This window comes from Rhizobium changzhiense (assembly GCF_013087625.1).
In the GTDB taxonomy this organism is placed as follows: Bacteria; Pseudomonadota; Alphaproteobacteria; order Rhizobiales; family Rhizobiaceae; genus Rhizobium; species Rhizobium sophorae.
In genome coordinates this window covers 1,688,463-1,715,300 of sequence record NZ_JABFCQ010000001.1, presented here as the reverse complement: position 1 = coordinate 1,715,300, position 26,838 = coordinate 1,688,463, and the positions used below count along the sequence as shown (strand labels likewise).

Genomic DNA, 26,838 nt, shown 5'->3' with positions numbered 1-26,838 from the left:
CATCATGCTCTAGAGGAAGCGAAGATGAATAGCCATTCCAACCGGGAGACGGCGGCTGTCGCCCTTTCTCTTCTCGATCTCACCAATTTGAAGGATGATTGCACCGAGATGCAGATCGACGCGCTCTGCGCCCGTGCGCAGACGCCTTACGGCAACAGCGCTGCGATCTGCATCTGGCCGCGATTCGTCGCTCAGGCCCGCAATATCCTTGGCACCGGGCACGCCGTGCGTATCGCGACCGTCGTCAACCTCCCCTTCGGCGACATGGAAGTAGCCGATGTCGCCGCTGAAGCACGCGAGGCGATTGCCGATGGCGCCGACGAGATCGACCTGGTCATCCCCTACCGCAAGCTGCTCGCCGGCAATGAGAAGGCGGTGACCGACATGGTCAAGGCCGTGCGGGCCGAATGCGCCGGCTCCGTCCTGCTGAAGGTCATCATCGAGAGCGGCGAGCTGAAGGATGCGGCATTGATCCGCCGCGCCTCCGAACTCGCCATCGAAGCCGGCGCCGATTTCATCAAGACCTCGACCGGCAAGGTCGCCGTCAACGCGACGCTCGAAGCCGCCGACATCATGATCCGCGCTATCCGCGAGAGTGGCCGCAAGGTCGGCTTCAAGCCGGCCGGCGGCATCGGTGCGGTGGCCGATGCCGCACTCTATCTGAGCCTTGCCGAAACCATCATGACACCGGATTGGGCGATGCCGTCGACGTTCCGCTTCGGCGCTTCCGACCTGCTCGACGATATCCTGGCGGTTCTGAGCGGAACACAGTCGGCACCGGCTGCGGCGTCGAGCTACTGAAATGATTCCGCAGGAGATCATTCGGCGTAAGCGCGATGGCGACGAACTCGACGCCGCCGAGATCAGCTCCTTCATTGCTGCGCTCGCTGCCGGTCAATTGTCGGAAGGCCAGATCGGCGCATTCGCCATGGCCGTCTGGTTCAAGGGCATGTCGCGGGCCGAAATCGTGGCCTTGACGCTGGCGATGGCCGATTCCGGCGACAGGCTGCAATGGGCCGATATCGATCGCCCGATCGCTGACAAACATTCGACCGGCGGCGTTGGCGACAATGTTTCGCTGATGCTGGCGCCGATCGCCGCCGCCTGCGGCCTCGCCGTTCCGATGATCTCCGGACGTGGCCTCGGCCATACCGGCGGCACGCTGGATAAGCTCGAATCCATTCCCGGCTATATGATCACCCCGGACGCGGACCTGTTCCACAAGGTCGTGAAGGAGGCGGGATGCGCCATCATCGGCCAGACCGGCACCTTGGCGCCCGCCGACGGCAGGCTCTATGCCGTGCGCGACGTGACCGCGACCGTCGATTCCATTCCCCTCATCACCGCCTCTATTCTCTCGAAGAAACTTGCGGCGGGGCTCGAGACGCTGGTGCTCGACGTCAAGGTCGGCAACGGCGCCTTCATGGCCGATCGCGACCAGGCAGAGATCCTCGCGCGGTCGCTGGTCGAGGTGGCCAATGGCGCAGGCGTGAAGACCTCGGCCCTGATCACCGACATGAACCAGCCGCTTGCCGATAGTGCCGGCAATGCCGTCGAGATGCGCAACTGCCTGGATTTCCTGGCCGGCAGAAAGGCCGACACGCGGCTTGAGACCGTCGTTCTTGCCCTCGCCGCCGAGATGCTGGTGAAATCCGGCGTCGCCGCTTCGCCCGATGAAGCAGAGAGGATGGCGCGCCGGGTCCTGTCATCGGGAAAGGCGGCCGAGGTCTTCGCACGCATGGTGTCCATGCTCGGCGGCCCGGCCGATCTCATCGAAAACCCTGACCGATACCTGGCCAGGGCGCCGGTCGCAAAGCCTGTTCCGGCCGCCCGGTCCGGCTGGCTAGCCGCCTGCGATGCGCGCGGTATCGGCGTCAGCGTCATCGATCTCGGCGGCGGAAGACGCCATCCAGCGGACCGGATCGATCATCGCGTCGGCTTCTCCGAACTCCTGCCGCTCGGCACCCGCGTGAATGCGGGCGAACCGATCGCGCTCGTTCACGCCGCCGACGACGCAGCGGCGGAGAGAGCAGTTGCGGCACTTGCCGCGCACTACCGCATCACCGAGGAGAAGCCGGAGCTGACACCGGTGATTGCGGGCCTGATCTGACGCGGTTTACTGCTTGAGGCTGAGCGAACCGTCGGCGACGGAATAGGAGGCGAGCTTCTGCAGGAAGCTCATGCCGACCAGCGTCGTCGTCAGCGCATCGTCCTTCAGGACGAAGGCTTCGACATTCCGCACGCGGATGCCGCCGATCTCGACCCGGTCGAGCGTCACGTGTGCTGCCTTCGTCGGGCCGTTCGCGGTATTCACCCTGTAGCGGAAATCGAGCTGGTTGGCGGTGTAGCCGAGCCGGCGGGCGAGCGTCTCGTTGAGCGCCACATAGGTGGCGCCGGTATCGATCAGACCCTGCACCGGCTTGCCGTTGATCTTGAAGCTGCCGGTATAGTGGCCCTGCGCATCCGCCTGCAGGCGGATCGCATTGCTGCCGTAGACGGGCTCCGGTGCGACCGGCTGCTCGGTTTCGGTCGATACGTAATTGGCGGAGAGAGCGTCAGCGGGCTGCTGGCCGGTGCCTCCGAAGAAGGAAGGCACCTGTGTGGCGAGCACCGCGGCGATGCTGGCGAATAGGACGGTACGCACGAGCATGAAACAGAAATCCTTCCTGTATAAACCCGGCTTCATGCAGGGCCTCATGCTCCAAGCTTGCTAAACCTCAAGTGCTGATAAGTTGCTAATATCGACGCCAAAAGGCCCGGAAGGGACCTCCGGGCCGTAAAGTCTTTCGATTTGGTAAAGGAAGGCTGAAATTACTTGGTGCCGTACATGCGGTCGCCGGCATCACCGAGGCCGGGCATGATATAGCCCTTCTCGTTGAGATGACTGTCGATCGATGCGGTAAAGACCGGAACATCGGGATGCGCGGCGCGGAAGTTGCGGATGCCTTCCGGGGCGGCAAGCAGGCAGAGGAAGCGGATATTGTGGGCGCCGCGTTCCTTGAGCTTGTCGATCGCCGCGATCGAGGAATTGCCGGTCGCAAGCATCGGGTCGACGACGATGATCAGCCGCTCGGCCACGTCTTCCGGCGCCTTGAAGTAATATTCGACCGGCTGCAGCGTCTCGTGGTCGCGGTAGACGCCGATATGCGAGACGCGCGCGGAAGGCACGAGATCGAGCATGCCTTCGAGCAGCCCGTTGCCGGCGCGCAGGATCGAGGCGAAGACCAGCTTCTTGCCCTCGAGTATCGGCGATTCCATCGTTTGCAACGGCGTCTCGATCGTTTCCATCGTCAGTTCGAGATCGCGAGTCACCTCGTAGCAGAGCAGCGTCGAGATTTCGCGCAGCAAGCGCCGGAAACTTCCCGTCGATGTCTCCTTGCGCCGCATGATGGTGAGCTTGTGCTGCACAAGCGGATGATCGATGACCGTGACGCCGTCCATGGGGAAGCCTTTCATTCTTTCTATCGACTGTTTCTTTCACGGAAATCGGCCCGACCGCAAGAGTGGCGGTCAATTTGCGCCGATCATCCCCAATCTCCGGAGCATTTCCTGGTTAGAATGCTTCAATCTGAGCAGGAAAGCTGCAATCCTCAAATTCGGGCGAGCAGGGCCTTGCGTGTCTCATCGTCGACGAAGGCCGCTTCGATCGCCGTGCGCGTCATGGCATCGATCTCGGCGTCGCTGAAGCCGAAGGTCCCGGCCGCAAGTTCATATTCCCGCTTGAGCGAGGTATGAAAGAAAGGCGGATCATCCGAGCTGATCGTCACCCGCACGCCTGCTTCCTTCAGCCGGCGCAGCGGATGGGACGCGAAATCGGGAAAGACCCCGAGCGCGATATTGGAGCCTGGGCAGATCTCGAGCACGGTGCCGAGATCGGCAAGCCGCGTCACCAGATCGAGATCCTCGATGGCGCGCACGCCGTGGCCGATGCGCGAGGGGCGCACCGCATCGAGCGCGTCGGCGACGCTGAAGGCGCCGCAGACCTCGCCGGCATGGATGGTGAGCCCGAGGCCGGCATCGCGGGCGATATCGAAGGCGCGGGCATAGTCGGCTACACGGCCCATGCGCTCTTCGCCGGCAAGGTTGAAGCCGGTAATCAGAGGATTGCCGGCCTTTGCCGCATATTCGGCAGCGCCAATCACGCTCTCCGGACCGAAATGCCGCTCGCCGGTGACGATCAGTCGGGCCTCGATGCCGCTCTTTTCCCTGGCCCGCCGGATGCCTTCGCAGATACCTGCTATATAGGCATCGGCGCCCAGCCCGATGCGCTTGCCGTGGTCGGGCGAAACGATGAGCTCGCTATAGATCGTATCGATGCCGGCGAGTTCGTCGAGGTAGGTTTCGGTCAGAAGCGCATAGTCCTCCTCGGTCTTGTAGACCTCGGAAACCTTGTCGTAACATTCGAGGAAGCTTGCGAAATCATGCCAGACATAGGCTCCGTCGCGAAGCTCACCGCTGATGTCGACTCCGTATTTCCGCGCCTGCGCCGCGGTCAGAGTTGGCGGTGCCGCACCCTCCAGATGGCAGTGCAGTTCGACCTTCTTCAAATGCGATGTCACAGAAAACTCCTTCCGTGCGATCCGGCCGGGATGCCGAGATGCCGGGCGATGCTTTCGCCGATATCGGCATAGCTGCGGCGCACGCCGATCGAACGCGACCGGATGCCGGGGCCATAGGCGATGACAGGCACGCGCTCGCGCGTATGGTCGGTACCGCGCCAGGTCGGATCGCAGCCATGATCGGCGGTGAGCACGACGAGATCGCCGGGCTTCAGTTTCTTGTGGACTTCGGGCAAGCGCGCATCGAAGGCTTCGAGTGCCGCAGCATAACCCGGCACGTCGCGGCGATGGCCGTAGATCATGTCGAAATCGACGAAATTGGTGAAGACGAGATCGCCATCCTCAGCCTCGTCGATCGCCGAGAGCGAGGCATCCATCAGCGCCTCGTTGCCGTTCGCCTTGATGACCCTGGAAATGCCCTGATGCGCGAAGATGTCGCCGATCTTTCCCACTGCATGCACGTGCCGGCCGTGCTCGATCAGTCGGTCGAGCAGTGTCGGCTCCGGCGGCAGCACGGAGAAGTCGCGCCGGTTTCCGGTGCGCTGGAAAGTAGAGGCGGACTGGCCGATAAAGGGCCGGGCGATGACGCGGCCGATATTGTAGGGATCGAGCAGGCCCCGGGCCAAACGGCAGAAGGCGAGCAGGCGATCGAGGCCGAAATGCACCTCGTGCGCCGCGACCTGGAAGACGGAATCCGAGGAGGTGTAGCAGATCGGCTTGCCGGTGCGGATATGTTCCTCGCCGAGCCGGGCGATGATCTCCGTTCCCGAGGCATGGCAATTGCCGAGAATGCCGGGCACGTCAGCCTCCCGGCATAGCGTCTCGATGAACTCGGCAGGAAAGGCGTCGCCCTCTATCGGGAAGTAACCCCAATCGAAACTGACAGGTGTTCCCGCGATCTCCCAATGGCCCGACGGCGTATCTTTGCCACGGGAAATTTCAGTGGCGGCGCCATAAATGCCGTAGACCTCCGGGACGGGCATGCCGGCCGGAAACCGGCCGGAGGCGGACCGCGCGATGTGCATCAGCCCCAGTTCCGACATGTTGGGCAGGGAAAGCGGCCCTTCGCGCAACCCGGCTCGGTCTGCCGCTCCGGCTGCGCAGAACTCGGCGATATGGCCAAGCGTATCGGCGCCCTCGTCGCCATAGGCCGCCGCATCCGGCGCTCCGCCAACGCCGAAGGAATCCAGAACAAAAAGAAAGGCACGCGCCATTTTACACCCGAGAGAGCCGATCGCCGGCCTCTGCAATATCGGAGGCGGCTGAGATCCAGCCATATAATGCCGCGGCCGGCTTGGCAAATTACAGCGCCGCGCGTCTTTTTCAGACGCGCAAAGGACGCTGTAACACTTTGAATTGCCGCATAACTCCCCAATCGATTTCGATTGAGGAGTTATGCGGCAGAGAAGAGCGGGAAGGGCCGTCAGCAGTCGCCGCAGGGGATCGAGTCGCCTTGCCGCTGGCGGTAGAAATAACTGCGGCTGATGGTGATCGTACGCATGCCATCCGGCATGAAGTTCGGGGCGAACAGGAACATTGTATAGGGGATGCTGAGCTCGGTACGAACAAGGAAACTGTTCGCCGTCTTCATATCCGCTGGCACGTTGGTCACCGTGGTGTTCTTGGCATAGGGCACCGTACCGTCCTTCGCCCAGGACCAGAGCACCTTCGCATTGGCACCGGCATCGATGGTGATTCCGGTGATCTTCAGCGTCAGCGACGTGGAGTTGTACGGTACGAAGATCGCCGTTGCCACCGACGGCATCTGCGCGAGCGCGCTCTTCGTGACGGATTGCTGCTGGGTGACGAGGTCGGCCACCGTTCCTGCGGCGCGAGTTACGCGCTTGCTGACGCTGAGGCCGACCGTGATCTCGAAAGCGCCGATATAGAGCATAACGAGCACGGGAAAGAGGATCGCGAATTCGATCGCGCCGGCGCCCTTGCGGTCGCGGGCCAGCCGCCGCACCGTCAGGACTAATCTGGTGAACGGGTTGCGCAACGCCATTATGGATACTGCTCGTTCTGGAAGGCCGCGGTCCCGACGATCAAATATTGCCTCGGCATCGAAGCGTCGGAGGGACGTATCGTGGTGATGTAAGGCCGGACCAGATCCGCGGTGATTTCCCAGCGATAATAAGCGCGCAGCATGTTGATCGTGCCGGCGCCGCCCGGCGCATATTTGACGGCCGCCGTGTTGATGTCGGCATATTTATCGGTGGAGAGCTTAGGGATCGTCGTTGGAATGGCCGAGAAGGTGCTGAACGTCTGCACATCCAGATAGAGCTTGCTCGGCGTGGCGACTTCGGTCGCCGAGCAGCGGATCAAGATCGAAACCTCATCGCAGAAAGCCTGGCGGAATTGCGCCTGGTTCATATCGGTCGTGCGGCCGAGATTATAGGTAATCTGCCCGGTTCGCATCCGGCGGCTCATCGTATCGACGGCATTGGAGACGAGTTCCTCGGCGGCGAAGGCGACGAAAGTTTCGAGGATTGCGAAAATCACTAGGAAATAGGGAATGGCGAGCAGGGCGAATTCGATCGCCGCAGCACCCTCGCGTGAGCGGGCGAGAGCGCGAAACCGTAAGAAACGGAACGGCGCAAAAGCGCGCCCCTTATCCGTCTTCTGATCAATTACCGTCATTGCCTGGACCCGCGCGACATTTTCCAGTCGTCAGACTAAGGTCCGTTCGTTGATTTTCCGTTTCAACCTGACACGACGATTTTAACGAATGGTCGAGGAAGTTGAAAAGAGCGCGTTAGGGTGAGCCGGCGGTCGCCTGCTGCGCATGCTGCTCGCAGTTCGGCGTGCAGGATAGCACGGAGCGCTGGGTCTGCCGGTAGACGCGCACCGTATTGCCCTCGTCGATCGACACCAGGATGCGTTCGTCGAGGATCGCGTTGCCGTCGGCATCGAGAAGCACCAGATTGGTGGTGCCGAAGCTGCGGCCTGTCAGCACGATGGTCTTGGCGTCGGCCACGGTCGCATCGGCGACCGCGGCATTGCCGACAATCACCTTGCTGACAGGGCGATCGAGCTTCAAGACGCGCGCGTGATCCATGTAGACGCGCAGCATGTCATCGTCTGCGGCCGCGGACACTCCCGAAATACCGAAAACGGCGATCATGCCGGCAAAGAAAATGGTTTTGCCGCTCGATGACATTGGGTCCTCTTTCACGATCACAGCGCAATATCGGCATAGAATGGAAAAAATTGGTGAACGAAGCCTTAAGTCTACCGCTCTGTTCCGAGATGAAGCGTAATGATCCGATTTGGTACGGCTTCAGGGCGGCGCACGCCCCGGTTGGAAACAGGACATGTGCTATTTTCGGATGAATGCAGCGGTTATTCCAGGAATATCGTTAAATATTGAGCGAAGCTCGTAAGAAGATACTGACTCTATAGGGGCATGTTGTCTCGTTCACATGTCGTTAACTCTTTTCCTTAAGCCGATGGAAACGGCCATTCGCTAGGTTGCAGTCATCCGATCAACGGCAAACAGTTGGCGGACGTGCTGAACATCAACTGGAGTTAGGAGTTACCATGACCAAGCTTTTTAGCCGTTTTCTGAAGGACGAATCCGGCGCGACCGCAATCGAATACGGCCTGATCGCTGCTCTCATTTCCGTAGCGCTCATCACCGGCGCCACGACCCTTGGCGGAAAAATCGGTAACACGTTCAACAATTTGAGCAACAAGATGACGGGCGCTCAAACGGCGAGCGGCGGCTGAGTTAAGTATCGCCAAAACGGCTTCCGGATAATGCCGGCCGGATTTGCTCCGGCCGAACTATCGAGCAGGCTCACAGGCGGAACGGTCGTGAGCCTTTTCGCATCTCGCTATGACAGGGTAAACGCATGATCGCAGCTGCAGTCTTCGTGATATTGCCACTCTGCCTCGCCGTCGCGGCCTTCTCGGATCTGTTCACCATGACGATTCCGAACCGGGTTTCCCTGATCCTCATCGCTTCCTTCACCGTCCTCGCGCCGCTTTGCGGGCTGGGCTGGGAAATGATTGGCATGCATCTCGCAGGCGCCGCCATCGTCTTCAGCGCCTGCTTTGCTCTCTTCGCCTTCAATGTGATGGGCGGCGGAGATGCCAAGCTGATGAGCGCCACCGCGCTCTGGTTCGGTCTGAACGAATCCCTGCTTTTCCTGATGACCGATGTCGCCATGATCGGCGGTCTCATCACCTTGCTGATCCTCCTGGTGAGAGCGCAATCGGACACCATACTCGCCATCGGCCTGCCGGTGCCGAACTCTTTGCTGCTCGCCAAGAAGATCCCCTATGGCATCGCGATCGCGATGGGCGGTTTCATGGCCTTCCCTTCTTCGCCGCTTTTTCTCGCCGCGCTGGAAAGCCTGAAATAACGGCATTTTAAATGCCCGTTAACTTAAAATGTAAGCATTCCATTAACCATAATTATACCAATTGCTGAGCATTCTACAGGGCGAACATATCGTGCCCTGAGGAATGATCGATGAAACCGGCTCGCCTTATAATCCTAGCTGTCGCCGTGGCGGCAGCCGGCCTCGCCGGTCTACTGGCGATGCAAATGGCGGGCAGTGGCGGTGTCGTCACGCAGGTCCAGTCGGTCATCGAGAAGGAACCGACCGTCAATGTTCTCGTCTCGAGCGCCAATCTGGCGGTCGGCGAAAGGCTGAGCGACCAGTCGGTGCACTGGATGGCCTGGCCGCAGGGCGGCGTCGTCCCTGGCCTCATCACCGAAACCGACAAGCCCGATGCGATCAAGGATCTGCAAGGCGCCGTCGTGCGTCTGCCGATCTTCGAAGGCGAACCGATCCGGCCGGAAAAGGTCGCCGATTCCAGCAGCCGCATCCTCTCCTCGCTGTTGCCGGCCGGCAAGCGCGCCGTCGCGACCGAGATATCGGTGGCAACCGGTGCGGGCGGTTTCATCTTGCCGAATGACCGCGTCGACGTCATCATGGTCCGCAAGGGCGCTGAGGCCGACAAGCTCATCACCGAAACCGTGCTGAGCAATGTCCGCGTCCTCGCCATCGACCAGCAGATCCAGGAAAAGGACGACGGCTCGAAATCGGTGGTCGGCACGACCGCGACGCTGGAGCTCACGCCCGATCAGACGAAGGTTCTTGCCGTCGCCCAGCAGATGGCGGACCGGCTGTCGCTCGCGCTGCGCTCGGTCGCCGATGCGCAGGAGCAGGATACCAGTGCCGCCGACTATTTGCTAAGCGGCGACAACGGCAGCGCGATCATCCAGGTCATCAAATCGGGCGCCATCGTCACGGATGGCGGCGCCGCGCCGAAGGCGGAGTAAGGGACGAGCAAATGGGCAATTCAACGCGGCGCGCCGGACCTCTCCTGACAGGCTGCCTTTCGCTGGCAATCGGCATCTCCGGTATAGTGCCGACCCCTTTCGTCCCACTTTTCGGAGCAGGCGAGGCGCGCGCCGATTCCGATAGCCTGGTCCGTATCTCGCAGACCGGCTCCAATGCTCATCGCCGGCTGAAGCTCGGGCTCAACAAGGCCGTCGTCGTCGATCTGCCGGAGGATGCGCATGACATCCTCGTCTCCGATCCGACCATGGCCGATGCCGTGACCCGCACCTCGCGGCGCATCTACCTGTTCGGCAAGAAGGTCGGCCAGACGAATATCTTCGTCTTCGGCGCCGGTGGACAGGAGATCGTCAATCTCGACATCGAGATCGAGCGCGACGTCTCCGGCCTCGAAGTCAATCTCCGTCGCTTCATTCGCGACTCCAACATCAACGTCGAAATCGTCTCCGACAACATCGTGCTGACCGGCACGGTGCGCACGCCGCAGGATGCCACACAGGCCGCCGATTTGGCGCAGGTCTTCCTGAAGGGCGGCGAGGCGACGACCAGAACCGAAACGGCATCGGGCACCGGCGGCGATAGCTCGGTGGCGCTCTTTGCCGAAGGTCGCCAGAGCTCGCAGGTCGTCAACCTTCTGCAGATCGAGGGCGAGGACCAGGTCACTCTCAAGGTGACGATCGCCGAGGTCCGCCGCGAGGTGCTGAAGCAGCTCGGCTTCGACAATCTGGTTTCCAATTCCTCCGGCATGACTGTCGCTCAACTCGGCAGTCCGAGTGCAGACAGCGCGGCATCGACAGTCGGCGGCGGCCTGGCGGCGCTCTTCAAGAGCTCGATCGGCAAATACGACATCTCGACCTACCTCAACGCACTGGAACAGGCCAAGGTCGTCAAGACGCTCGCAGAACCGACGCTGACGGCGATATCAGGCCAGGCCGCGACCTTCAATTCCGGTGGCCAGCAGCTTTATTCGACGACCGACAGCGACGGCAACGTCACCGTCACGCCGTTTAACTACGGTATCAGCCTCGCCTTCAAACCGGTCGTGCTGTCATCGGGCCGCATCAGCCTGCAGATCAAGACCAACGTCTCCGAACCGGTGGCCGGAAGCGGTAACGCCACCTATCAGCGCCGCTCGGCGGAGACCTCGGTGGAGCTGCCTTCGGGCGGTTCGATCGCGCTCGCCGGCCTTATCCGCGACAATGTTTCCCAGACGATGGGCGGCACACCCGGCGTTTCGAAGATCCCACTGCTCGGGACGCTCTTCCGCCAGAAGGGGTTCGAGCGTCAGGAAACCGAGCTCGTCATCATCGCAACGCCCTATCTGGTGCGCCCGGTGGCGCGTAACCAGCTCAACCGGCCGGACGACAATTTCAGCCCTGAGAATGACGGTGCAACCTTCTTCCTCAACCGTGTCAACAAGGTCTATGGCCGCCGCGAGGCGCCCGTCGCCGATGCGCAGTTCCACGGCTCGATCGGGTTCATCTACAAATGAGCGGGGCGCGAGCGGCAGCGATGGCAGGAAACAGAGATCAGGCGATGGCCCATATGAATGCGACGACACCCCGCCTCGGAATCTCGAAGGCGCTTTTTGCCACGCTCGCCATGTCGGTGGCGATACTTTCCGGATGCGCCGGCCCGCATGACCAACTGACGACCGGCGGCATTCCGGACGATTACCGCGCCCGCCACCCGATCATCGTCACGGAGGCGGAGCAGACGGTGGATATACCCGTCGCCTCCACCGATCGCCGCCTGACCATCGCCCAGCGCGACCTCATTCGTGGCTTTGCCGCAAACTATATCTCGCGCGCCTCGGGCCCGGTTTACGTGCTGTCGCCGCAAGGTTCGCCCAATTCGGCGGCCGCCTATCAGCTGCGCAATCAGGTTCGTGCCGAGCTGACATCGAGGGGGATTGCAAGTTCGAAAATCGTCAACACCTCCTATGCCGCGGCCGGTCCCGGCGACGCGGCGCCGATCCGGCTGAGCTTTACCGGTACCACAGCGGTCACCACGCAATGCGGTCAATGGCCGAAGGACATATCGAACGATTTGACCAACCAGAACTACTATAATTTCGGCTGCGCCTCGCAGAACAATCTTGCCGCCCAGATCGCCAATCCGGAGGATCTGGTGGCGCCCCGCGGCATGACCCCGATCGATGCGCAGCGGCGCAACAATGCGATCCAGGAATACCGGACGACGACGACGACGATCGAAGATGCCAGCGACAGCGGATTCTGAGGCGGAACGGAACGATGAGCGCGATCGAATACGAAATCAGGAATCCCAGCGAGCTTCGCAATGCCGAGGAGGCGGTGCGCATGGCGGATCTGGAAAACATGCGGCCGCTGCCGCGCATCTCCGTGCATGCCTTCTGCGAGAGCGAGGCCCTGCAGCATGTCATGGAACGCTGCGCCAATGATCGGCGCGTCGCGAAAGTCAGCATGCGCATCACCAGCGGCGGCATCGCCGCTGCCGCCAATATGTTTTCCGGCGCCCCGACGCCGAACCTCATCATCCTTGAGACCAAGGCGAATGCCGGAAACTTGCTCGGCGAACTCGCGCCGCTCGCCGCAGTTTGCGATCCGACGACCAAGGTCGTCATTATCGGCTATTACAACGATATCGGGCTCTATCGCGAACTCATCCGCAACGGCATTTCCGAATATATGGTCCAGCCCGTCGCCATGCCCGATATCCTTACGGCGATGGCCTCGATCTTTGTCGATCCGGACTCCGAGCCGCTCGGCCGCAGCATCGCCTTCATCGGCTCGAAGGGCGGCACCGGCGCTTCGACCATCGCGCATAATTGCGCCTTCGGCATTTCCAATCTCTTCTCCACCGAGACGATTCTCGCCGATCTCGACCTGCCCTATGGCACGGCGAACATCGACTTCGACCAGGATCCGGCCCAGGGCATCGCCGAAGCGGTCTTCGCACCCGATCGTCTCGACGAGGTCTTCCTCGACCGCCTGCTGACGAAATGCTCCGAGCATCTGTCGCTGCTTGCCGCACCCTCGCTGCTCGACCGTGCCTATGATTTCGACGGCCAGGCCTTCCAGCCGGTGCTCGACGTCCTGCAGCGCAGTGCGCCCGTCACCGTGCTCGATGTTCCGCATGCATGGTCGGAATGGACGCGCTCGGTGCTGTCGAGCGTCGACGAGGTGGTCATCGCAGCGGTTCCCGATCTCGCCAATCTGCGCAATGCCAAGAACATGCTGGACGCGCTGCGCAAGATGCGGCCGAACGACCGGCCACCGCATCTCATCCTCAATCAGGTCGGCATGCCGAAACGGCCGGAGATTTCGCCGGCGGATTTCTGTGAGCCGCTGGAGATCGATCCGATTGCGATCATTCCCTTCGACATCCATCTTTTCGGCAACGCTGCCAACAGTGGCCGGATGATCTCGGAAGTCGACCCGAAGTCGCCGACGGCGGAAACCTTTTCGCAGATATCGCACATCGTCACCGGCCGTGTCGCGATCAAGAAGGCGAAGAAGGGCGGCCTGCTGGGCCTCCTGAAGCGCAAGTAGACGATGAGCATTTCCAGCAAAAGTGGCAGCGGTTTTGCACCCGGAATTGCGTGAAAACAAAAAGAGAGAGCATTTCCGTGACTCCGGAGAGATCGGGAAATGCTCTAGAACGAGCAGATTGGATCGAGTGGCATGTTTGGAAAACGCGGAAATGAAGGTTCCGTAAAGGTCGGGGGGGCGATTGCTCCTCCGCCGCCGGTTCCGGCTGCCGCCCCTGCGGCCTCTTCCCCCTCCATTCTGGTCGAACCCGCGCGCGAGTCCGCACGCCAGCAGGTGACGCCACCGCCGATGCAGACGCCGCAGCGCAAGCGCCCGGCCCGCACCGATGAATATTACGACACCAAGGCGCAGGTCTTTTCCGCGCTGATCGACACGATCGATCTCTCGCAGCTCTCCAAGCTTGACGGCGAAAGCGCCCGCGAGGAAATCCGCGACATCGTCAACGACATCATCACCATCAAGAACTTTGCGATGTCGATCTCCGAGCAGGAAGAACTGCTCGAGGATATCTGCAACGACGTGCTCGGCTACGGCCCGCTGGAGCCGTTGCTGGCGCGCGACGACATCGCCGACATCATGGTCAACGGCGCCGGCCAGACTTTCATCGAAGTCGGCGGCAAGACGATCGAATCCGAGATTCGCTTCCGCGACAATGCACAGCTTCTCTCGATCTGCCAGCGCATCGTCAGCCAGGTCGGCCGCCGCGTTGACGAATCGAGCCCGATCTGCGACGCCCGCCTGCCGGATGGTTCGCGCGTCAACGTCATCGCGCCGCCGCTGTCGATCGACGGGCCGGCGCTCACCATCCGCAAGTTCAAGAAGGACAAGCTGACGCTCGATCAGCTCGTCCGTTTCGGCGCGATCACGCCGGAAGGCGCAACCGTGCTGCAGATCATCGGGCGCGTGCGCTGCAATGTCGTCATTTCAGGCGGCACCGGCTCGGGCAAGACCACCCTTCTGAACTGCCTCACCAACTATATCGACAGGGACGAACGCGTCATCACCTGCGAGGATACCGCCGAACTGCAGCTGCAGCAGCCGCATGTCGTCCGTCTCGAAACGCGCCCGCCGAATATCGAAGGCGAGGGCGAGATCACCATGCGCGACCTGGTCAAGAACTGCCTGCGTATGCGTCCCGAGCGCATCATCGTCGGCGAAGTGCGCGGACCGGAGGTCTTCGACCTGCTGCAGGCGATGAATACCGGTCATGACGGCTCGATGGGCACCATCCACGCCAATACGCCGCGCGAATGCCTGAGCCGTATCGAATCGATGATCGCCATGGGCGGCTTCGCCCTGCCGGCAAAGACGGTGCGCGAGATCATCTCCAGCTCGGTCGACGTCGTCATTCAGGCGGCGCGCCTTCGTGACGGTTCGCGCCGCATCACCCAGATCACCGAGGTGATCGGCATGGAAGGCGACGTCATCATCACCCAGGATCTGATGCGCTACGAGATCGAAGGCGAGGATGCGAATGGCCGCCTGATCGGCCGGCACATGTCGACCGGCGTCGGCAAGCCGCATTTCTGGGATCGCGCCCGCTACTTCAATGAGGAAAAGCGTCTTGCCGCCGCCCTCGACGCGATGGAAGCGAAAACGAAGGAATAGGCGAGATGTTCGGGTTCGATCCCATAGTCCTGGCAATCGTCGTCCTCGCCGCCGTTTCCGCGGCGGCGGTCGCTTATGCCCTGTTGTTTTCGAAGATCGAGGCCGACAAGAAATCGGCAAGCCGCATCAATCGCGTCAAATCGGCCGAAAGCGACCGGGTCAAGGTCAAGGCCGCCCGTGACCGGGTGCAGGAGCTGTCGAAGCGCCGTAAATCGGTGCAGGACAATCTGAAGGATCTGGAAAAGCGCCAGCACGAAAAGACCAAGAAGACCGTGTCGATGAAATCGCGGCTGGTGCAGGCCGGCCTGACGATCACGGCGGCGAAATTCTATCTCATCAGTGCCGTCTTCGCCTCTCTTCTGATGCTTGTCGCCTTGGTCGTCGGCGCATCGTGGATGGTCATCGTCGGTATCGCCGTCGTTGCCGGTCTCGGCCTGCCGCGCTGGGTCCTCGGCTTCCTGATCAAGCGCCGCCAGACCAAGTTTTTGAACGAGCTCCCCAATGCGCTTGACGTCATCACGCGCTCGATCAAATCGGGCCTGCCGCTCAACGATGCGATCCGCCTTATAGCGACCGAAGGCACCGAGCCTGTCAAGAGCGAGTTCCTGCGGGTGATCGAGGCGCAGCAGGTAGGCCTCAGTATCCCCGACGCCTGCGCCCGCATGACGATCCACATGCCGCTCCAGGAAGTCAACTTCTTCGCCATCGTCATCGCCATCCAGTCACAGGCCGGCGGCAATCTGTCGGAAGCGATCGGCAACCTCTCCAAGGTGCTGCGCGAGCGCAGGAAGATGAAGGCCAAGGTCCAGGCGCTCTCGATGGAAGCCAAGGCGTCGGCCGTCATCATCGGGGCTCTGCCCTTCATCGTCGCGACCCTCGTCTACATGACATCGCCGAACTACATGATGATCCTTTTCACCGATCCGCGCGGCCATTTCATCATGGGTGTCTCGGCGATCTGGATGTCGATCGGCATCTTCGTCATGCGCAACATGGTCAATTTTGACATCTAGCCGGAAGGAAGCACCATGTCGCAGGATCTTGCCGCAACGCTGACCAATCCGAGCATGCTGATCGCCGTCCTCGTCGCGATCGCCGTCTTCGCCACTTTTTACACGATTGCCGTTCCCTTCTTCGAGCGCGGCGATCTGAACAAGCGCATGAAGGCTGTTTCCACAGAGCGCGAGCAGATCCGTGCCCGCGAACGCGCCCGCATGAACACGGAAACCGGCGCCGGCAAGGCCTCGCTCAGGAGCCAGAACAACCGCTCGGTCCGTCAGATCGTCGAGCGCTTCAACCTGCGCAAGGCGCTGGTCGACGAAAACACGGTCAACAAGCTGCGTGCCGCCGGGTTTCGTTCGGAGAATGCGCTGAATACCTTCCTGGTGGCGCGTTTCCTGCTGCCTTTCCTTTTCCTGGCGCTTGCTGCCTTCTGGGTCTTCGGTCTCGGAAATCTCGCCGAAAAGGGCACGCCGATCCGCCTCTTCGCCGTCATCGGCGTCGGTTATCTCGGCTTCTACGCGCCTAACATCTATATCTCCAACCGCATGGGCAAGCGCCAGCACTCGATCAAGCGCGCCTGGCCGGATGCGCTGGACCTGATGCTGATCTGCGTCGAATCCGGCATCTCGATCGAGGCCGCGATGCGCCGTGTATCGGAAGAACTCGGCGAACAGTCGCCGGCGCTCGCCGAGGAGATGGTGCTGACCACGGCCGAGCTCTCCTTCCTGCCGGATCGCCGCGTGGCGCTCGAAAATCTTGCCACCCGCACCCAGATCGAGCTGGTGCGTTCGGTGACCCAGGCGCTGATCCAGGCCGATCGCTACGGCACGCCGGTCGCGCAGGCGTTGCGCGTTCTCGCCCAGGAAGGACGCGACGAGCGTATGAACGAGGCGGAAAAGAAGGCGGCCGCGCTGCCGCCGAAACTGACGGTGCCGATGATCCTGTTCTTCCTGCCGGTGCTGATCGCCGTCATTCTCGGTCCGGCCGGCATTCAGGTGGCAGACAAGTTCTGACGATGCGCCGGCCCCGGAAAGCGGATGCCGCTTTCGGCAGAGACGATGTTGCCTCGAAGACGGTCCGATCTGCAGCTTCAAACACGCGTGACGGCCGCCGGCATAGTTGGTAAATGGGATGGACGACCATCAGCGCGCGGATGCAACCGCAGTGCCCCTGGCGCGCGTTCAATCCAAGAGAGAGGTTTCCGATGTCTTCTGCCGGCATTTTCATCAGCATCATGGCAGCCCTGGCGGTCGGCGCGATGAGCCCCGGCCCGAGCTTCGTCGTCGTCTCCAGGATCGCCATCTCGCGTTCCAGGCTGGATGGCCTTGCGGCCGCACTCGGCATGGGCGCCGGCGGTGTCGTTTTTGCCGTGCTGGCGCTTGCCGGGCTGACGGCGCTGCTGTCTCAATTCGAATGGCTCTATGTCGTGCTGAAGGTCGCAGGCGGCGCCTATCTCGTCTATATCGCGGTCAATATCTGGAGGGGCGCCGGTCAGCCGCTCGAAGTCTCTGACGCCGTCAACGGCAACCGCGCGCTGAGATTGAGCTTCACGACTGCGCTGCTGACCCAGCTCAGCAACCCGAAAACCATCATCGTCTATGCCAGCCTCTTTGCGGCACTTCTGCCGAGAACGGTGCCCCTCGATCTCATCGTCGCGCTGCCGCTCGGCGTCTTTGCCGTGGAGGCGGGGTGGTATTCGATCGTGGCCTTCGCTTTTTCGGCCCGCCATCCGCGGCGCCTCTATCTTGCCGCCAAGGGCTGGATCGACCGGGCCGCCGGTGCCGTCATGGGCGGCCTGGGATTGCGTCTCATTCTTTCGGGCCTGAGCGCCCGCTAGAGCATGATGCCGAAAAGTGTGCGCGGTTTTCGGACGACATCATGCTCTAACTCTTTAAATTACTTCATGATCTCTCCGAAGGCGTAGCCTTTCGGACGACATGATTCGGTCAATTGGTGTTGCTGTCGCCTGCTGCTTGCGGCGTCTTGTCCTTGGCGGCGAGTTTCTGCCAGGAATTCTGCTGCGAGAGCATGCCTCTGAGATAGGCGACATTGGCATCGGCCTGCTGCGGCGAAAGTTCGCGCCGGGCGATCTGCTCGGCTTCCGGGAAACGCCCCTGCAGACCGACGACGAGGGCAAGGTTCTGCCTGACGCGGCTGTCGGCGGTCGGCTGGCTGGCGGCGGAGCGCAGATAGGTTTCGGCCGTGCGCAGATCGCCGGTCAGCACGTAGGACATGCCGAGGTTGGAAAGGATGGAAGGCTCGTTCGGCTGGATGTCGAGCGCGTCGCGGTAGCGCTGCCGGGCATCGCTTGCCCGGCCCATCTGGTCGAGGATAGCGCCTTGGGCCGAGATCAGCTTCCAGTCCGGACGGTCCGGCGTCTGGGCGCGGCCGATCGTGTCGAGCGCCTGCTGAAACTGGCCGGCCGCCGCCTGTGCCTTGCCGTAAGCGGCCAGCACGTTGCGGTCGCCGGGATTGGCGATCGCCACCTGCTGCATGACGGCGAGCGCCTGCGTGTCGCGGCCGTTCATGCGCAGCAGATTGGCGTAGTTGACGCCGGTGACGGGATCGCGCGGGTTCTTTTCATAGGCCTGGCCGAGCCGGTCCGTCGCCGAGCGCAGCTCGGTCGCGTCCATCTCTTCGACCGGCTTGGTGAGTTTCGGCACCGAGCCCGTTGTCATCCGGTCCTTGGTCGTCGAGCAACCGGCAAGTGCCAAGACGAGCAGCGATGCCGCAGCGCCCTGCAGGATACGATTGGTGAATGTGGTGGTGAGCGAGGCAGGCATGGCGCGTTCCTGGATTCCGAAATCGGCGCCTGACCTCGAAGCGGAACAGGGAAAGGTTTGACGCGTAATCTTCGCTCCAGCAATAGTCTGTTAACCCTAACAGACCGTTAAGGAACGATTCCTTGCGACCGCCGAAGGACAATCATGGCCCCCTATCAGTTCATCGAGAGACCGACCCCTTTCAACACGAAGGGCGGTTCGACGCTGCCGATCTTTGCCGTCACGCCTGCCCATATCGAGACCGGCACGATCGATCCGATCGCGCTCGATTGGGCGCGCAGGGCAGGCTACAAGGCCGAAAGCGGGTCGCTGCTGCTGATCCCGACGGCCGAAGGCCATCTCGGCGGCGCGCTTTACGGCCTCGGCACCAATCCATCCGAGCAGCCCTACATTACCGGCAGGCTCGCCCGTGCGCTGCCCGCCGGTGACTGGCACATCGAGACCGCGCCACTGACGGCAAATCGCCTGGCCCTCGGCTTTGGCCTCGGCAGCTACCGTTTCGACCGCTACAAATCCGAAAAATCGCCGGCGGCGACGCTGATGATCCCCCGCGATGCCGACGCCGCCGACATCAAGCGCCAGCTTGCCGGCGTCTTTCTCGCCCGCGACCTGATCAATACGCCGACGAATGATATGGGACCGAACCAGCTCGAGGCCGTTTTCCGCGGTCTGGCCGAACATTACAAGGCGGAGATATCGGTTATTACGGGCGACGAATTGCTCAAGCAGAACTTTCCGCTGGTCCATACCGTCGGCCGCGCCAGCGCCGATGCGCCGCGCCTTCTCGAGCTGCGCTGGGGCAAGAAGGGCCATCGTAAGGTGACGCTCGTCGGCAAGGGCGTCTGCTTCGATACCGGCGGTCTCGACATCAAGCCTGCCGCCTCCATGCTGTTGATGAAGAAGGATATGGGCGGCGCGGCGAATGTCATGGGACTTGCCCTGATGATCATGGACGCCAAGCTGAAGGTCGATCTGCGCGTTATCGTTCCGGTCGTCGAAAACGCGATCTCGTCCAATGCCTTCCGGCCCGGCGACATCTATCGGAGCCGCAAGGGCCTGACCGTCCAGATCGACAATACCGACGCCGAAGGCCGTCTGATCCTTGCCGATGCGCTTGCCTATGCCGACGAGGAAGAGCCCGAGCTGCTGATCGACATGGCGACGCTGACCGGTGCTGCCCGCGTTGCCCTTGGCCCGGATCTCCCGCCCTTCTTCACCGATGACGCCAATCTGGCCCATGACCTGACCGAAGCGAGCCTGGAAACCGACGATCCGATCTGGCGCCTGCCGCTGTATTCCGGCTACGAAAAGGATATCCGCACCAAGTTCGCCGACCTCACCAACGCGCCGGCCGGCGGCATGGCAGGGGCGATCACCGCCGCCCTCTTCCTCAAGCGTTTCGTCAGCAAGGCGAAGAGCTGGGCGCATTTCGACATTTACGGCTGGGCTCAGTCCGAACGGCCGCATTCGCCGGGCGGCGGCGAAGCACAGGCGATCCGCGCGCTCTTTCACCATATCCGCGAGAGCTTGCGCTGACGCCATACCAAAGTAGGCGGTGAGGCGCATCGCATGATCCCCATTCACGCGGTGCGCCTCGCTGCCGATCGTTAAAATTTTATTCACCTTGCCGGGCGGCAGTTCCTCGCGGCCCTTGCATGTGCATCGCAACTGCCGGAAAATGGAACGCTAGCGTAACGATCTTCCGGAGGGGCCGTGCCGATCGAACTGACCGCCTCGCAGGCGCTGGGGCTCTGGCATGGCGTGGCGCTCGATCAGGTCCGCCACGACGACCGCGATTTGACATTGCGCCAGATGGCGATCCTGCTGCATATTTATCTGGTGCCGCCGCCGCACACGGTGCGCGGGCTTGCCGCCACGCTTGATGTCACCAAGCCGGTCATTACCCGTGCCTTGGATACGATGGGCGAGATGGGCCTGGTCGACCGAGTGCGTGACGATGCCGACCGGCGCAACGTGATCATCAAGCGCACCGTCGGCGGTGCGCTCTACCTGGAAAAACTCGGCGATCTCATCCGAGATCAGGCCCGCCGGCTGCCGATCTGAAAGGAATGCGAATGACGATGCTCGACCGCCGCCTGCATGCCTACCGGCCTGATCTGGCGGAAGCGGGGCTTGAAGGCAAGGTAGAGGCGTCGCGTTTTGTCGAAGGCGCCCCGGCCCGCGTCGCCGTTCCTGTCGTGGGCTTGCGCCCCGAACCGGACCTTGCGCGCGGCATCGATACGGAACTGCTTCTCGGCGAGGATGTGACGGTTTTCGATCGCGCCGGTGGCTGGTGCTGGGTGAAAGCCGCCTCGGATGGTTATGTCGGCTATGTCAGGGCAGACGCGCTCTTGGAAGGCCGGCCGGCGCCGACCCATATCGTCACCGTCCAGCGCACCTTCCTCTATCCGGAACCGGAACTGCGCAGGCCCCACCAGGCGATCCTGTCGATGGGAAGCCGCGTTCATGTCGTCCGCGAGGCGGAAGCGCGCGGCAACCGCTACGTCGTGCTCGAGGACGGAAGTGCGATCTTCGCCAAGCATGTCCAGTCGATCGGCGCTCTCGATGGCGCCGATTACGTCGAGATCGCAGCCCGTTTTCTGGAAACGCCCTATCTCTGGGGTGGGCGTTCCGGCCTCGGCATCGATTGCTCTGGCCTCGTCCAGCTGGCGATGCTGATGACGGGCAGAGCTGCGCCACGCGATACGGACATGCAGGCGGCAGGCCTCGGCCAGCCGATCGACCGGTCCGAAATCCGCCGAGGCGACCTGGTATTCTGGAAGGGCCATGTCGCCGTTTTCGAAGATTCGGAGACCATTCTGCACGCCAACGGCCATAGCATGACGGTGGCGCGCGAGAATTTCGAGGCCGCGGTCGAGCGCATCGGTTGGCTCTACGAGCAACCGACCGGGTATCGCCGCCCGATCAGCTGATCAGCGGATCGGAGGCTGCGGCCAGGATCTCACGCCGCCCGTCCAGTCCTCGAAGGCTTTCGACAGTCTCAGCACCCGCATGTCGTCGAAGCGCGGCCCGACGATCTGCAACCCTATCGGCATGCCAGATCCGGAGAAGCCGCAGTTGATCGAGGCGGCCGGCTGCTCAGACATGTTCCACGGCACGGTGAAACCGATATGTTCGAACGGCAGGGCCGGATCGTTCGTCGGCGATGCCCATTCGGCCGGATAGGAGATGATCGGATTGGTTGGCGAAAGCAGGGCATCGACTTGCGTGAACAGCCGTCCGCAGCTCTTGCGCATCTCGATCGTCTGGTTGAAGCCCCTGACCGCATCGACACCGCTGATATCGGCGCCGCCCATTGCCCAATCCCTGATATAGGGCAGGATGCTGTCGCGCCTGTTATCGTCGAGCTCGGCGATATCGCCCCAGAACCGGGACCGCCAGAAGTTGTCGAGGCCATCCAGCATCGCGCGCGTCAGCACCGGCTGGACCGATAGAATGGTCGCGCCGGCCGCCTCGAACTGTTGTGCCGCCGTTTCGACCGCGGCCCTGATCTCGTCGTCCACCGCAAGCCCGCAGCCGGCATCGAGCATCAACCCGATCTTCAAGCCCGACAGGTCGATCTCGAGATCCATCCAGTTGAATTCGTTTGGCGGCAGGCTGGTGCCGTCGCGCCAGTCCGGCCGTGACAGCGTCGCCATCGAAAAGGCCGCATCTTCGACGGTGCGCGCCATCGGCCCAACGCAGCGCCCGACATAATAGGGATCGGCCGGAATGCGTCCATGGCTCGGCTTGAAGCCGAAGATGCCGGTCCAGCCGGCGGGAAGGCGCACCGAGCCGCCGATATCGGTGCCGATATGCAGCGGCCCGTAGCCGGCCGCTGCGGCCGCCGCGGCTCCGGCGCTCGATCCGCCGGGATTCTGCGTGGTGTTCCAGGGGTTGCGGCTGAGAGGATGAAAGCTCGAAAGGCCGGAGGAAAGCATGCCGTAATCCGGGCAGGTGGTCTTGGCGAAGATCACCGCGCCGTCTTCCCGCAGCCGCGCGGCGGCCGGCGCATCGACGTCCGCGGGTTTGAGTTCCACTGCCCTCGTGCCGAGCGGCACCGGCTGGCCCTTCGTGGCGATCAGTTCCTTCAGCGTCACCGGGATGCCGTCGAGAGCACCGAGCGTTTCTCCCTTCGCCCAGCGCTCCGTCGACGCTTTCGCCTGGGCGCGCGCCGATTCCGGATCGTAAAGGTAGAGCGCCGAAATCGAAGGCTCCCAGGCGGCGATATGGTCTTCGACGGCGAGCCAGTATTCGAGAGGGGAGAGGCTCTTATCGGCGAAGCGCTGCCTGAGTTCGCGGATGGTAATGTCGGTTTCGGTCATGGCATGGTCTTTCGGGCTTTTCGTCTTGGGAGGACATCAGCGGCTCGCCTCACGCGGGTCGAGCAGATCGCGCAAACCGTCGCCGAGCATATTGAAGCCGAAGACGGTGAGCGCAATGGCAAGGCCGGGCAGGATCGCCAGCCAGGGGGCGAGCGCCAGATAGGTTTGCGCATCAGCAAGCATCCGGCCCCAGCTCGGCGCCGGCGGCGCCATGCCGAGCCCGAGGAAGCTGAGACCCGCTTCGGTGAGGATCGCCAGCCCCAGCTGGATCGCGCCATGCACGATGATCTGGCTGATGATATTCGGCAGCACATGGCGCAACGAAATAGTCAGGCGCGTATTGCCGATCGCGCGTGCTGCAGTCACATAGTCGCGGCTCCAGGCCTGCAGCGAGGTCGCAAGCGTCACCCGGGCAAAGACCGGGATCATGAAGACGGCGATCGCGGTGATCGCGGTGAACCGCCCTGGCCCGAGAAAGGCGCCGAGCACCATGGCCGACAGGATCGGCGGAAGCGCGAAGATGACGTCGCAGATGCGCATCAGCAGCGCTTCGCAGGGACCGCGGATTGCCGCCGCCGAAATGCCGGCGATCGAACCGATCGTCCCGCCGATCGTAACCGCTGTGATGGCGATCGACAGCGAATTCCAGCAGCCTGCCATCAGCATCGAAAGCACATCGCGGCCGAATTGGTCCGTGCCGAGCAGGCCGAAGGCAAGCGGTGGCTGCAATTTGTGGATGATCTGCATTTTCGCCGGCGGCAGCGGCGTCCAGACGAGCGACAGCAGCGCAACCGCGACCAGCAGGCCGATGATGGCAGCCCCTGTAATCAGGTTCATTCGCCGGCTAAATCTGAAGACCCGCCGGCGGCTGGTGATAGCAGTGGATGCGATCGGTACCATGTCTCAGGCCGCCTTTCTCATCCTGGGATCGATCGCCAGATAGGAGAGATCGACGATGAAATTCATCACGATGACAAGACCTGCGAAGAACAGCACGACATCCTGGATGACGATGATGTCGCGCTGGGAGAGCGCCTGAAGCGCGAGCCGTCCGAGGCCGGGAAGGTTGAAGACGTTTTCCACCAGCACCGCGCCGGCGACGAGAAAGGTGAATTGCAGCCCGATCATCGTCAGGATCGGGATCAGCGCGTTCGGCACGATATGGCGCCACAGCACTGCACTGCGTGACAGCCCCTTGGCCACCGCGGTGCGGGCAAAATCCTCATGCATCGTGTCAAGCACCGCCGAGCGCGCCACCCGCGTCAACACGCCCGCCTGTGGCATCGCCAGCGCGACGGCTGGCATAACCAGCGCCTGCAATGCCGGCAGCAGGCCGGCGCTCCAGCCCGGGAAACCGCCGGCCGGCATCAGCCCGAGCATCGTCGAAAACAGGATGATCAACAGCAGCGCCACCCAGAAGGCGGGCACGGCGATGCTGATCTGCGAAAACAGCGTCGCGATGATGTCGAAGACACCGCCGCGGCGCGAAGCGGCCAGCACGCCGAGCGGCATGGCGATCGCCACCGAAAGCACGATCGCCATCAGCGCCAGCGGCAGCGTCACCGTCAGCCGCTCGACGATCAATCCCGCCACCGGCACGCCATAGGTTAGGGAATTGCCGAGATCGCCGGAGAGCACGCCGGTCAACCATTGTCCGTAACGCAGCAGCAGCGGCTGGTCGAGGCCGAGACTGTGACGCAGCGCTTCAAGCGTTTCCGGTGTTGCCGAGGTGCCGAGCATGATCGAGGCCGGATCGCCGGGCAGAAGGTCCATGACGGCGAAGATCAGCAGCGAGACGATGACGAGCGTAACGAGGAGACCGGCGAAGCGGCGGGCGAGGAGGGGGATCATGCGCGCCATGCTTTCGATGTGGCTTTTAAGGATATGCGATGGCGGCCCCACGACGTTTCCGAGGTGATGCTACCGCCACCCCACCCACCCTCATTCCTGTGCTTGCCACAGGAATCCAGCCACGGCGCGTCCGCGCCGTGAATGACTGTCTCCCAAGTAAGGGATTCTCCTGCGCCCAAGGACTTGGGCGCGCTGGATTCCTGTGACAAGCACAGGAATGAGGGATGGAGAGGGAAGCGGTCCTGACGTGACTGACTGTTGTATAAATGCTCCTGGTTCATCGCCGCGCCTCACGCATTCAATAATACCTCACTCCTCCCAGGAAACCCCCGACAGCACATTCGACGGGATCGGCTCGTTCTCCCACAGTCCTTTCAGCTTCTTGTCCCAGACGCCGAGTTTCGGCATGACGAAAAGGTAGAGCGCGGGCACGTCCTCGGCGAGGATCTTCTGCGCTTCGCCATAGATCGCATTCTGCGCGGCAGGATCGGCCGTCTCCTGGACCTTCTTCATCAGCGCGTTGAAAGCAGGGTTCTTGTAATTGAAATAGTAGGGATCGCGGGCATAGATGTCGATGTCGAGCGGTTCGGCATGGGCAACGATCGTCATGTCGAAATTGCGGTCCTTCATGATGTCCTGGACCCACTTCGCTGGAAATTCGGTCGGCTCGATATTCATCGTCACGCCGATCTCGGCAAACATCGCCTGCATCACCTGGGCGCTGCGCGGCGCATAGGCCATCTGCGGCGATTTGATCGTGAAGGTGAAGCCGTTGGGGTAGCCGGCTTCGGCAAGCAGCGCCTTCGCCTTCTCGACGTCGTAGGACAGCACGCCAGTCATGTCCTGATAACCCGGATCGTTCGGCGTGTAGTGGCTGCCAATCGGCGTGCCGAGGCCGGACCATGCGCCGTCGATCACCGTCTTGCGGTCGATTGCCATCATCAGCGCCTGGCGGACGCGCTTGTCGTCGAAAGGCTTCTTGGCAGTGTTCATGCCGGCAACGACCTTGAGTTCGGTATTGCCGATCCTGGTGACGAGCCTCGCATCGCCGTCGAAGGAACTCATCAACTCGGGTGCTGCAAATTCCGGAAAGGCATCGAGATCGCCGGATTTCAGCGCAGCCGCCTGCGCCTGCGGATCGGCGATGAAGCGAAAGGTCACCTTGTCGAGCTTGGCGGCCGCATCCTTGCTCCAGTAATCGGCATTCCTGGCGAGTTCGACCTTGTCGCCCTTCGCCCAGCTGGCGAATTTGAAGGGACCGGTGCCCACTGGCGTCGTCTTGCCGTCGGCAGCCGTCTTCGGGGCGACCATCACCGAGGCCGGCCAGCCGAGCCAGTAGATCAGGCTGCCGGTCGGTGCCGAGAGATGTAGTACCAGCGTTTCGGCATCGGGCGTATCGATCGAGGCGATCGAGGCGAAAAAGCGTTTCTGCGGATTGACCGAATCCGCGCCGCGGGCGCGGTCGAGCGAAAACTTGGCAGCAGTGGCATCGAAGGCCTCGCCGTCATGGAATTTGACCCCGGTCTGCAGCTTGAACGTATAGGTCAGGCCATCGGGAGAGATCTCCCAGCTTTTCGCCAGCTGCGGCTGGATCTTGCCGGCCTGGTCGATCGTTACCAATCCCTCGAACACGTTCTGCCAGGTCACCTGGCCGATTGCGACGGGTGCCGCGATCGTCGGGTCGAGACCGGTCGGCTCGACGCTCATGCCGAGATTGAGGGTGGTCTTCGCCGCCTCCGCCGGCGTCATCGCAGTCATCGCGAGACCGGCCGAAAGCGCAGCACTGAGGGAAAGCCGCCGGACGAAACGCGAAGGCGCAAACGAAAGCTTGATCATCATGTTCCCTTGTCTGGCCGCGCGTCGAT

27 protein-coding genes are annotated in these 26,838 nt (G+C 62.2%); 15 read left to right on the top strand and 12 right to left on the bottom strand.

All coding sequences use genetic code 11. The annotated features are described in order from the left end of the window. Positions 1 to 24: 24 nt before the first annotated feature. A complete protein-coding gene (deoC, locus tag G9X68_RS08640; protein WP_171602021.1) occupies positions 25 to 801 on the top strand; it encodes a deoxyribose-phosphate aldolase in 777 nt (258 codons plus the stop codon). A 1-nt stretch (position 802) separates the two neighbouring features. Further along, positions 803 to 2,110, top strand: a complete 1,308-nt coding sequence (gene deoA, locus G9X68_RS08635) for a thymidine phosphorylase (RefSeq protein WP_171602020.1) — start codon at positions 803 to 805, stop codon at positions 2,108 to 2,110. 6 nt (positions 2,111 to 2,116) lie between these two features. Here the strand turns inward: deoA and G9X68_RS08630 are convergent, their stop codons facing one another. From G9X68_RS08630 to G9X68_RS08600, 7 genes are all read right to left on the bottom strand, one after another. Beyond that, positions 2,117 to 2,686: a TIGR02281 family clan AA aspartic protease gene (locus G9X68_RS08630; protein WP_171602019.1), complete on the bottom strand. Its 570-nt coding sequence runs from the start codon at positions 2,684 to 2,686 to the stop codon at positions 2,117 to 2,119. Between the two features lie 125 nt (positions 2,687 to 2,811). Beyond that, a complete protein-coding gene (gene upp / locus G9X68_RS08625; protein ID WP_003544477.1) occupies positions 2,812 to 3,441 on the bottom strand; it encodes a uracil phosphoribosyltransferase in 630 nt (209 codons plus the stop codon). A gap of 149 nt (positions 3,442 to 3,590) precedes the next feature. Further along, positions 3,591 to 4,559, bottom strand: coding sequence for an adenosine deaminase (locus G9X68_RS08620; RefSeq protein ID WP_171602018.1), 969 nt, complete (start codon positions 4,557 to 4,559; stop codon positions 3,591 to 3,593). Then, entirely contained in the window at positions 4,556 to 5,773 is a 1,218-nt protein-coding gene (locus tag G9X68_RS08615) for a phosphopentomutase (RefSeq protein WP_171602017.1), read from the bottom strand. The genes G9X68_RS08620 and G9X68_RS08615 overlap by 4 nt, the downstream gene beginning before the upstream one ends. Before the next feature lie 209 nt (positions 5,774 to 5,982). Further along, positions 5,983 to 6,564, bottom strand: a complete 582-nt coding sequence (locus tag G9X68_RS08610; RefSeq protein ID WP_171602016.1) for a TadE/TadG family type IV pilus assembly protein — start codon at positions 6,562 to 6,564, stop codon at positions 5,983 to 5,985. Beyond that, on the bottom strand, positions 6,564 to 7,199 hold the full coding sequence (locus tag G9X68_RS08605; protein WP_171602015.1) for a TadE/TadG family type IV pilus assembly protein: 636 nt from the start codon (positions 7,197 to 7,199) through the stop codon (positions 6,564 to 6,566). Before G9X68_RS08605 ends, G9X68_RS08610 begins: the two co-directional genes overlap by 1 nt. 115 nt (positions 7,200 to 7,314) lie before the next feature. Beyond that, positions 7,315 to 7,719 (bottom strand): pilus assembly protein N-terminal domain-containing protein, encoded by a 405-nt coding sequence (locus G9X68_RS08600; RefSeq protein ID WP_064653455.1) that lies wholly within the window; start codon positions 7,717 to 7,719, stop codon positions 7,315 to 7,317. A 380-nt stretch (positions 7,720 to 8,099) separates the two neighbouring features. On the opposite strand from G9X68_RS08600, the gene G9X68_RS08595 reads away from it, so the two are divergent. From G9X68_RS08595 to G9X68_RS08550, 10 genes are all read left to right on the top strand, one after another. After that, positions 8,100 to 8,288 carry a Flp family type IVb pilin gene (locus G9X68_RS08595; protein ID WP_131707712.1) on the top strand — a complete coding sequence of 63 codons (189 nt, stop codon included), beginning with the start codon at positions 8,100 to 8,102 and terminating at the stop codon, positions 8,286 to 8,288. A gap of 125 nt (positions 8,289 to 8,413) precedes the next feature. Further along, positions 8,414 to 8,926 (top strand): A24 family peptidase, encoded by a 513-nt coding sequence (locus G9X68_RS08590; RefSeq protein WP_131707714.1) that lies wholly within the window; start codon positions 8,414 to 8,416, stop codon positions 8,924 to 8,926. Between the two features lie 110 nt (positions 8,927 to 9,036). Continuing rightward, positions 9,037 to 9,852, top strand: coding sequence for a Flp pilus assembly protein CpaB (gene cpaB, locus G9X68_RS08585; protein ID WP_171602014.1), 816 nt, complete (start codon positions 9,037 to 9,039; stop codon positions 9,850 to 9,852). A gap of 11 nt (positions 9,853 to 9,863) precedes the next feature. Continuing rightward, complete coding sequence (locus G9X68_RS08580) at positions 9,864 to 11,363, top strand: type II and III secretion system protein family protein (protein WP_171602013.1); 1,500 nt, start codon at positions 9,864 to 9,866, stop codon at positions 11,361 to 11,363. Further along, complete coding sequence (locus G9X68_RS08575; RefSeq protein WP_171602012.1) at positions 11,360 to 12,112, top strand: CpaD family pilus assembly protein; 753 nt, start codon at positions 11,360 to 11,362, stop codon at positions 12,110 to 12,112. The genes G9X68_RS08580 and G9X68_RS08575 overlap by 4 nt, the downstream gene beginning before the upstream one ends. 14 nt (positions 12,113 to 12,126) lie before the next feature. Beyond that, on the top strand, positions 12,127 to 13,404 hold the full coding sequence (locus G9X68_RS08570; RefSeq protein WP_171602011.1) for a CpaE/TadZ family protein: 1,278 nt from the start codon (positions 12,127 to 12,129) through the stop codon (positions 13,402 to 13,404). Positions 13,405 to 13,536: 132 nt separating this feature from the next. Further along, entirely contained in the window at positions 13,537 to 15,012 is a 1,476-nt protein-coding gene (locus G9X68_RS08565) for a TadA family conjugal transfer-associated ATPase (RefSeq protein ID WP_171602010.1), read from the top strand. Positions 15,013 to 15,017: 5 nt separating this feature from the next. After that, positions 15,018 to 16,025 carry a type II secretion system F family protein gene (locus G9X68_RS08560; protein ID WP_171602009.1) on the top strand — a complete coding sequence of 336 codons (1,008 nt, stop codon included), beginning with the start codon at positions 15,018 to 15,020 and terminating at the stop codon, positions 16,023 to 16,025. 15 nt (positions 16,026 to 16,040) lie between these two features. Beyond that, positions 16,041 to 17,027: a type II secretion system F family protein gene (locus tag G9X68_RS08555; protein WP_171602008.1), complete on the top strand. Its 987-nt coding sequence runs from the start codon at positions 16,041 to 16,043 to the stop codon at positions 17,025 to 17,027. Positions 17,028 to 17,218: 191 nt separating this feature from the next. Further along, positions 17,219 to 17,851 (top strand): LysE family translocator, encoded by a 633-nt coding sequence (locus G9X68_RS08550; protein ID WP_171602007.1) that lies wholly within the window; start codon positions 17,219 to 17,221, stop codon positions 17,849 to 17,851. 109 nt (positions 17,852 to 17,960) lie between these two features. On the opposite strand, the gene G9X68_RS08545 is transcribed toward G9X68_RS08550, so the two are convergent. Continuing rightward, the gene (locus G9X68_RS08545; protein WP_129417534.1) at positions 17,961 to 18,797 is read right to left on the bottom strand and encodes a tetratricopeptide repeat protein; all 837 of its coding nucleotides are present in this window, start codon (positions 18,795 to 18,797) and stop codon (positions 17,961 to 17,963) included. 144 nt (positions 18,798 to 18,941) lie between these two features. On the opposite strand from G9X68_RS08545, the gene G9X68_RS08540 reads away from it, so the two are divergent. From G9X68_RS08540 to G9X68_RS08530, 3 genes are all read left to right on the top strand, one after another. Further along, on the top strand, positions 18,942 to 20,333 hold the full coding sequence (locus tag G9X68_RS08540) for a leucyl aminopeptidase family protein (RefSeq protein ID WP_171602006.1): 1,392 nt from the start codon (positions 18,942 to 18,944) through the stop codon (positions 20,331 to 20,333). A gap of 177 nt (positions 20,334 to 20,510) precedes the next feature. Continuing rightward, complete coding sequence (locus G9X68_RS08535) at positions 20,511 to 20,861, top strand: MarR family transcriptional regulator (RefSeq protein WP_017962816.1); 351 nt, start codon at positions 20,511 to 20,513, stop codon at positions 20,859 to 20,861. Between the two features lie 11 nt (positions 20,862 to 20,872). Next, on the top strand, positions 20,873 to 21,730 hold the full coding sequence (locus G9X68_RS08530) for a C40 family peptidase (protein ID WP_171602005.1): 858 nt from the start codon (positions 20,873 to 20,875) through the stop codon (positions 21,728 to 21,730). Here G9X68_RS08530 and G9X68_RS08525 read toward each other — a convergent pair whose 3' ends face one another. The 4 genes from G9X68_RS08525 to G9X68_RS08510 all read right to left on the bottom strand — a co-directional run bounded on the left by G9X68_RS08525 (position 21,731) and on the right by G9X68_RS08510 (position 26,809). Beyond that, positions 21,731 to 23,122, bottom strand: coding sequence for an amidase (locus tag G9X68_RS08525; protein WP_171602004.1), 1,392 nt, complete (start codon positions 23,120 to 23,122; stop codon positions 21,731 to 21,733). Positions 23,123 to 23,158: 36 nt separating this feature from the next. Beyond that, on the bottom strand, positions 23,159 to 24,022 hold the full coding sequence (locus G9X68_RS08520) for an ABC transporter permease (protein WP_171602003.1): 864 nt from the start codon (positions 24,020 to 24,022) through the stop codon (positions 23,159 to 23,161). Between the two features lie 3 nt (positions 24,023 to 24,025). Beyond that, positions 24,026 to 24,973 (bottom strand): ABC transporter permease, encoded by a 948-nt coding sequence (locus tag G9X68_RS08515; protein ID WP_171602002.1) that lies wholly within the window; start codon positions 24,971 to 24,973, stop codon positions 24,026 to 24,028. 309 nt (positions 24,974 to 25,282) lie between these two features. Then, on the bottom strand, positions 25,283 to 26,809 hold the full coding sequence (locus G9X68_RS08510) for an ABC transporter substrate-binding protein (RefSeq protein ID WP_171602001.1): 1,527 nt from the start codon (positions 26,807 to 26,809) through the stop codon (positions 25,283 to 25,285). Positions 26,810 to 26,838 lie beyond the last annotated feature (29 nt).